The organism is Pseudomonas sp. S1(2024), assembly GCF_046557535.1.
Genome location: NZ_JBKGFP010000149.1, coordinates 1 through 6774 on the forward strand (window position 1 = coordinate 1; position 6774 = coordinate 6774).

Annotated in this window: 4 protein-coding genes; 1 reads left to right on the top strand and 3 read right to left on the bottom strand. The window is 62.7% G+C overall.

Annotated elements, in window-relative coordinates:
* Positions 1 to 207 precede the first annotated feature (207 nt).
* The 3 genes from ACLCGK_RS33295 to ACLCGK_RS33305 all read right to left on the bottom strand — a co-directional run bounded on the left by ACLCGK_RS33295 (position 208) and on the right by ACLCGK_RS33305 (position 4746).
* Positions 208 to 969 carry a siderophore-interacting protein gene (locus tag ACLCGK_RS33295; RefSeq protein ID WP_410953724.1) on the bottom strand — a complete coding sequence of 254 codons (762 nt, stop codon included), beginning with the start codon at positions 967 to 969 and terminating at the stop codon, positions 208 to 210.
* The gene (locus ACLCGK_RS33300) at positions 962 to 1507 is read right to left on the bottom strand and encodes a PadR family transcriptional regulator (protein WP_054573739.1); all 546 of its coding nucleotides are present in this window, start codon (positions 1505 to 1507) and stop codon (positions 962 to 964) included. The genes ACLCGK_RS33295 and ACLCGK_RS33300 overlap by 8 nt, the downstream gene beginning before the upstream one ends.
* An 89-nt stretch (positions 1508 to 1596) precedes the next feature.
* The gene (locus tag ACLCGK_RS33305) at positions 1597 to 4746 is read right to left on the bottom strand and encodes a transglycosylase domain-containing protein (protein WP_410953725.1); all 3150 of its coding nucleotides are present in this window, start codon (positions 4744 to 4746) and stop codon (positions 1597 to 1599) included.
* Positions 4747 to 5222: 476 nt separating this feature from the next.
* Between ACLCGK_RS33305 and ACLCGK_RS33310 the strand changes: the two genes are divergently transcribed.
* Positions 5223 to 6641 carry an amino acid permease gene (locus ACLCGK_RS33310; protein ID WP_410953726.1) on the top strand — a complete coding sequence of 473 codons (1419 nt, stop codon included), beginning with the start codon at positions 5223 to 5225 and terminating at the stop codon, positions 6639 to 6641.
* Positions 6642 to 6774: the final 133 nt, after the last annotated feature.

Below are 6774 nucleotides of genomic sequence, written 5' to 3' on the forward strand. Positions count from 1 at the left end.
TCTGGGTGTTGTGTACGGATCTATTTCTCCCCCCCCCCCCCCTCCCCTCCCCCCCCCCCCCCCCCCCCCCCCCCAAGGCTGCTCCTACAAAGGACGCGTCAGACGTGCGATATTGGTTCTCTGCACGACAGCGCAGCCCTTGAGCGCTGCGGGTACCTGTGGGAGCCGGCTTGCCGGCGATAGGGCCAGTGCAGGCAATATAAACAATCATTCGTCCTCAGCAGTCCCGTCGGCACGCCAGTAGGCCACAGCCTTGAGCGCATCCTCAGGCAATCCTTTCTCCAGCAACAGTGCCTTGGCCTGGCGGGTCAGGGCCTTTTCCAGTGCTACCCAGCCGTACAACCGGCCTTGCGGCAAGGTCAGGTTCTTCACCAGCGCCAGCAAGTCTTCCAGTTGGCGACGTACCCAGATCACCTCCACCTGTGCCTTGCTCGGCAGTGGCTGGCGTTCCTGCTCGTCTTCGATCTGGATAACCGCCAGCACCTGACGCCCCGCAGGCAACTCCTCCAGGCGGCGGCCAATGGCCGGGATGGCAGTTTCGTCACCGATCAGCAGGTAGCTGTCGAAGATGTCCGGCACCACCATCGAAGCCCGCGGCCCGGCAATGTTCAGGGTTTGCCCGGGTGCCGCCTGGGCGGCCCAGGTGGATGCAGGGCCATCGCCGTGCAGCACGAAGTCGATATCCAGTTCATTGGCCACCAGGTCGATGCGCCGTGGCGTGTATTCGCGCATGGTAGGCCGTGCGCCACCTTCTCGGCCCAGGTTGCGAGCCTCGATGGCTTGCTGTTGCTCCGGCGTTTCGGCGAACAGCAGCTTGATATGGTCGTCGCTGCCCACGCTGGTGAAACCTTGCAGTTCGGCACCCCCGAGAGTGATACGGCGCATGCGCGGGGTCAGTTCGGTGACCCGCAGCACCTGCAGGTGGCGTTGGCGGATTTCGTGGTTGACGCGGTGAATGGTGTCACTCATGGGGTGTCTCCCTGGCAGGTTCAGCCGGCGAGGAGGCGATGGCCTTGGCGGCGTGGTTGAGCAGGTCGCGGACCCGCTCGATTTCTTCCGGTGTCCAGCGGCCGCTGTGCATGTGCAGTGCGTGGCGCAGGTTGCCGACCGCTTCATGAATCTCTGGTGGGCGGTCGTGGCCGCGCAGGGCGCGCTTGCTGACTTCGATGCGCATGCGCACGCCGTCCAGTGCGACGGCCTGTTCGGCCAGGGCGGTGCGGCCGGCTTGTGTGATGGCATAGAGGCGTTTGCTGCCCTGCACCTGGCCGCTGATCAGTTCGGCCTCCTCGAGGAAGTTGAGGGTGGGGTAGATCACCCCGGGGCTTGGGCTGTAGCTACCGTCGAACAGGTTTTCGATCTGGCGGATCAGGTCGTAGCCGTGGCCTGGCTGCTCGGCGAGCAGGGCCAGCATCAGCAGCTTGAGGTCGCCGGGAGCGAAGACGCGCGGGCCGCGTTCGCCACGACCTGGGCGCCGCTCGAAGGGGTCATGGGGGGTATGTTCGCGCATGGGGGCAGGGCTCCGTCGTTTGCGATATATCGTAAGATATTACTCAAGATATATCTAAAGACAAGCCCTCAATTGCAGATGATTATCATCTATTCGTTCGATGTGTCCCCTTGCGGTGTGGCTGTATGCACGGCAACCTGCGGCGGCTTGCACTCGTTCGGATTGCCCGGTTGCAGGTAAGGCATGAGAATCGGAGCCATGCCCTTGAGCACCTGCACCGGCAGCGCCGAGGTGAACTTGAAGGCCTCTGCCGAGCGCCCCGGCACGAATGCGGTCAAGGTGCCGAAATGGTTGTCACCCAGGAAGAACACGAAGGTAGCGGTACGGTTCAACGAGCGCGAGCCGATCAGTCGGCCGCCAGCACCAAAGCTTTCGATGCGGTTGTCACCGGTACCGGTCTTGCCGCCCATCACCAATGGCGTGCCGTCCTGCAGCTTGAAACTGCCGGAAATACGCCGCGCGGTGCCCGCATCCACCACCTGCGACATGGCGCCTTTGAGGGCGCGCGCCACTTCGACCGGCAGAATCCGCACACCCCGGTCCGGGTCGGTGACCAGCTTGGTCTCGTAAGGCGTGTTGGCTGCAAAGTGCAGGGTGTCGATCCGCAAGGTCGGCAGGCGCACACCGTCGTTCTGAATGATGCCGACCAGCTCGGAGAGGGCGGCGGGGCGGTCGCCCGAGCTGCCGATGGCGGTGGCCAGCGAGGGTACCAGGTGGTCGAACGGATAGCCCACGCGCTTCCAGCGCTGATGAATGTCGAGGAACGCTTCGATCTCCACCATGGTGCGAATGCGGCTGTCACGGGCGCCCTGATGACGGCTCTTGAACAGCCAACCGTATACCTCCTGGCGCTCGAAGCGGCTGGCATTGACCATTTCGGTCAAGGTCGAACCGGGGTTCTTCAGCAGGTAACCCAACAGCCACAAGTCCAGCGGGTGGACCTTGGCGATATAGCCCTGGTCGGGCAGGTCGTACTTGCCCGGGCCATAGGCGTCGTACATCTCCGACAGGCGGCCATCGGTCAGTTTGCCCAGGACGATCTTGTCACCCTTGAGGTGGGCGCGGACGAAGGCGTTGAAGGTTTCCTGGCCAGCCTCGGGGAACAGGTAGCGGTGCACGGCCGCCAACCGTTGCGGGGTCACGCGCATGCTGTCGAGGAAGGTGTCCAGGCGCTGCTGCGAGGTCTTGCGCTGGTATTTCTTCCAGAAACGCATCAGGTAGTTGGTGCCTTCCTTGTCGGCGAAACGGGCCAGGTATTCCTGGCGGCGCGGGTCGGAGTCGTCCTTGAGCAGCGGCACGCGGTTGTACGGTTGCTGGTAGGTCACGTAGCGCACCAGGTCGCGCATCAGGCGGATGAACGGCAGGTTGATCGACTCGCGCAATGCATCCTTGAGGGTTGGGTTGCGGCTGTTGTCTTCCTTGCGGAAGTTGTTGAACACATGCATGCCGCCGCCGGTGAAGAAGGCTTCGCCAGTGTTGGCCGAATACTTGCGTTCCAGCGCGGCATCAAGCATGGCGTCCAGGCTCTGGTTCTTGCTGTTCTGCGCCAGCCATTCCAGCGACCACTGGCTGATGCGGTCGAGCTCGGCGACTTCGACTTTCTTCAACTCGGCGGCTGGCTTGCCGGCGTATTTGTCGTGCAGTTCGGCGATGATCTCCAGGTAGGTGGTGAGCACCCGCAACTTGGCGGTTGAACCCAGCTCCAGCTTGCTGCCTTCGTTGATGTCGAATGGCTGGTCGGTGCTGTCGGTCTGCACCCGCACCCGCGAGCCGTCGGCGGTGCGCTCGAACAAGGTGAAGCTGTAGCTCACCTGATCGGTGGTCTTGGCGGTGAGCAGGCGTTCGCCGATCAGGCCGATCTGCGCCGCGAATTCAGGGTCGGCAAGGTTTTTCAGGTACTGGCTGACCTGCAGTTGCAGGTCGGACTGCAGGGTGCTGGTGGCCGACAGATCCAGCCGGTCGAGATCGTACAGCGGGCGGTTGAGCATGGCTGCCAGGCGGTTGCGTGCCAGGCTGATGCCCTTGTTGGTGACGATCGGCACGATGGTCGGTTGCGCCACCCAGTCGCGGTATACCGCCTTGCTGGCCAGTGCAGCGTCGGCCAGTGGCTGCTCGATGACTTTGTTGGCGGCCAGCACGCGGATGTGCGCGTCGGTCAGTTCGGCCAGTTCGAGCCGCCCCTTGGACAGGTAGTGCGACGGCCGGCGCTGGGCAATCATCAGCGACAGCACCTGGCGCAGGGCCAGGCCGCGTGCGGCCATGCTCTCAGGGTCGCTGGCGGTGGAACTCAGGGCCTGGTTGACCTGGTCGAAATCGGCGCCGTACCACACCCGCAGGCCTTCGGCCATGCCATGCACTTCGCCATGCCCAGGTACTGCCGACAGTGGCACGCTGTTGAGGTAGTCCCGCACGATGCGCTGGCGCGCCTCGGTTGTATCAGGGCCGCCCTGATAGGCACGCACGCTGGCGGAAATCATCTGGCGGATCTTCTCGGCGCCGGAAACGGTCAGGCCGTCCGGTGAATGGCGGTACTTTTCAAGCTGCGTGGCCAGGGTGCTACCGCCAGCGGACTGGCCGGGCAGGGCCAGGTACTTGGCCACCTGGCTGTAGGCGGCCTTGGCGAAGCGCGGCCAGTCCACGGCCGGGTTGTTGCGCGGGTCCTTGGTGTCGAGCAGGTCGCGGTTCTCGATGAACAGCAGGCTGTTGACGATAACCGGCGGGATCGCCGCAAAGTCCGGGTACAAGTGTTGCGGGTAGTTGTACTGGTACAGCATGTCGCCACGGCAGTCGGTGATCGACAGGCCAGCCTGGATTTTCTCGATATAGGGGGCGAACAGCCCATGATCGACGTAGTTCATCAGCGCCGGCGAGAACTTCACCTGCTCGCTGATCAGGTAGTCGCGCTTGAGCAGGCGTGGCAGGAATTCGCCCAGGGCACTGTAGCCCAGGCGTTTGTCGAACGGCCCTTCGCCGGGGTAGACGATGGCATCGCTGGGGCCTGGTTGCAGCGAATAGGTGAGGGTGCTGGCCAGCTTGCTGAATTCCCGCGACTGCAGGTTGGAGGTGCGGAATTCGTCATATGCAGCGAAGCCGATGGCAACCAGCGCCACCAGCAGGATGAGGATGATCAGCCGCCACCATAGCCGACGCTGACGGGGGGACTTTGGTTGTGGCTTCTCGGCCGGAGGTATCTCGGGTGCTTCCGTTCTGCTTGGTTCCGATTGCCACAGTGCGCCCATAGTCTTCTATCCGGCCAGGTATTTTCGTCTTGCTTGTCTGAAGCTTAGACGTTGAGCGGGTCAGGTGAAAAATTTGTAAGAGACGGAGAAGAGTGGCGTAGGGCTATGCGGCTTTGGTGTTGGTTTCTTCATACGGCGATGTTGCTATGGTGGCCGGGCGATTTGGGGCCGCTTCGCGCCCCATTCGCAGCACAAGGCTGCTCCTACAGGGGAATGCGTATCCATTGTAGGAGCAGCCTTGTGCGGCGAATGGGGTGCGAAGCGGCCCCAGAGATCTAGCTGAATATTCCTGTTTATACAGCGAAAAAACCTGCAAGGGTCTTCCTATACTGCTCGCCCCCTTCGCTTTGCCGGGCGCTCTATTCCGGCACTCGGGCCGGCCCACAAGGCCAGTTCGGCAAGCCAATGCCACGCCTATCGGCCTGGCTGGTGCTGCACGAAGGTCAAATCCAATAACAAAATGAGGTTGTATTGCTATGCCAGTCGGCAACCACTCTGCCCACGGCCAGGCCGCTGAAGGCGGCCCGCTCAAGCGTGAACTGGGCGAACGGCACATCCGCCTGATGGCGCTGGGCGCCTGTATCGGTGTCGGTCTTTTCCTCGGTTCGGCCAAGGCCATCGAAATGGCCGGCCCCGCCATCATGTTGTCCTACATCATCGGCGGCCTGGCCATCCTGGTGATTATGCGCGCCCTTGGCGAAATGGCCGTGCACAACCCTGTCGCTGGCTCGTTCAGCCGTTATGCCCAGGACTATCTAGGCCCGCTGGCGGGCTTCCTTACCGGCTGGAACTACTGGTTCCTGTGGCTGGTGACCTGCGTTGCCGAAATCACCGCGGTAGCCATCTACATGGGTATCTGGTTCCCTGACGTACCACGCTGGATCTGGGCCCTGGCGGCGCTGGGCAGCATGGGGGCGGTCAACCTGGTGGCCGTCAAGGCCTTTGGTGAATTCGAGTTCTGGTTCGCCCTGATCAAGATCGTCACCATCATCGCCATGGTCCTTGGCGGCATCGGCATCATTGCCTTTGGCTTCGGCAATGACGGCGTGGCAGTGGGTATTTCCAACCTTTGGAGCAACGGCGGCTTCATGCCCAATGGCGTGACCGGCGTGCTGATGTCGCTGCAAATGGTCATGTTCGCCTACCTGGGCGTGGAAATGATCGGCCTGACCGCCGGTGAAGCACGCAACCCGCAAAAGACCATCCCGCAGGCCATCGGCTCGGTGTTCTGGCGCATTCTGCTGTTCTATGTCGGTGCGCTGTTCGTGATCCTGTCGATCTACCCTTGGAACGAAATCGGCAGCCAGGGCAGCCCGTTCGTCATGACCTTCGAGCGCCTGGGCATCAAGACCGCTGCCGGCATCATCAACTTCGTGGTCATCACTGCAGCGCTGTCGTCGTGCAACGGCGGCATCTTCAGCACCGGGCGCATGCTCTACAGCCTGGCGCAGAACGGCCAGGCCCCGGCGGCCTTCGCCCGTACGTCGAAGAACGGCGTGCCGCGCAACGCGCTGCTGCTGTCGATCGGTGCGCTGCTGCTGGGCGTGCTGGCCAACTACCTGGTGCCGGAGAAGGTCTTCGTCTGGGTGACTTCGATCGCCACCTTCGGCGCGATCTGGACCTGGGTGATGATCCTGCTGGCGCAACTGAAGTTCCGCGCCGGCCTGAGCTCCACTGAACGCAAGGCGCTGAAATACCGCATGTGGCTGTGGCCGTTGAGCTCGTATCTGGCGCTGGCCTTCCTGGTGCTGGTGGTCGGCCTGATGGCGTACTTCGAGGATACCCGCGTGGCGCTGTACATCGGCCCGGCGTTCCTGGTGCTGCTGACGGTGCTGTACTACGCATTCCGCCTGGCGCCGAAAGATGCGCAGGGCGTGGCCAGTACTGCTTCCTGATCTGAAATGGCTGGGGCCGCTTTGCGGCCCTTTCGCGACACAAGGCCGCCACTTCGCTGTTCGGTTCAAAGCTGTCCGCCCGCGCCAATTGCCACATGCGCGAATAGAACTGCCCGTTCACCTCGCCAGTCAG

Coding starts and splice junctions, on each gene's coding strand:
- ACLCGK_RS33295 (WP_410953724.1), bottom strand. CDS start 969: ATGAGTGACACCATTCACCGCGTCAACCACGAAATCCGCCAACGCCAC.
- ACLCGK_RS33300 (WP_054573739.1), bottom strand. CDS start 1,507: ATGCGCGAACATACCCCCCATGACCCCTTCGAGCGGCGCCCAGGTCGT.
- ACLCGK_RS33305 (WP_410953725.1), bottom strand. CDS start 4,746: ATGGGCGCACTGTGGCAATCGGAACCAAGCAGAACGGAAGCACCCGAG.
- ACLCGK_RS33310 (WP_410953726.1), top strand. CDS start 5,223: ATGCCAGTCGGCAACCACTCTGCCCACGGCCAGGCCGCTGAAGGCGGC.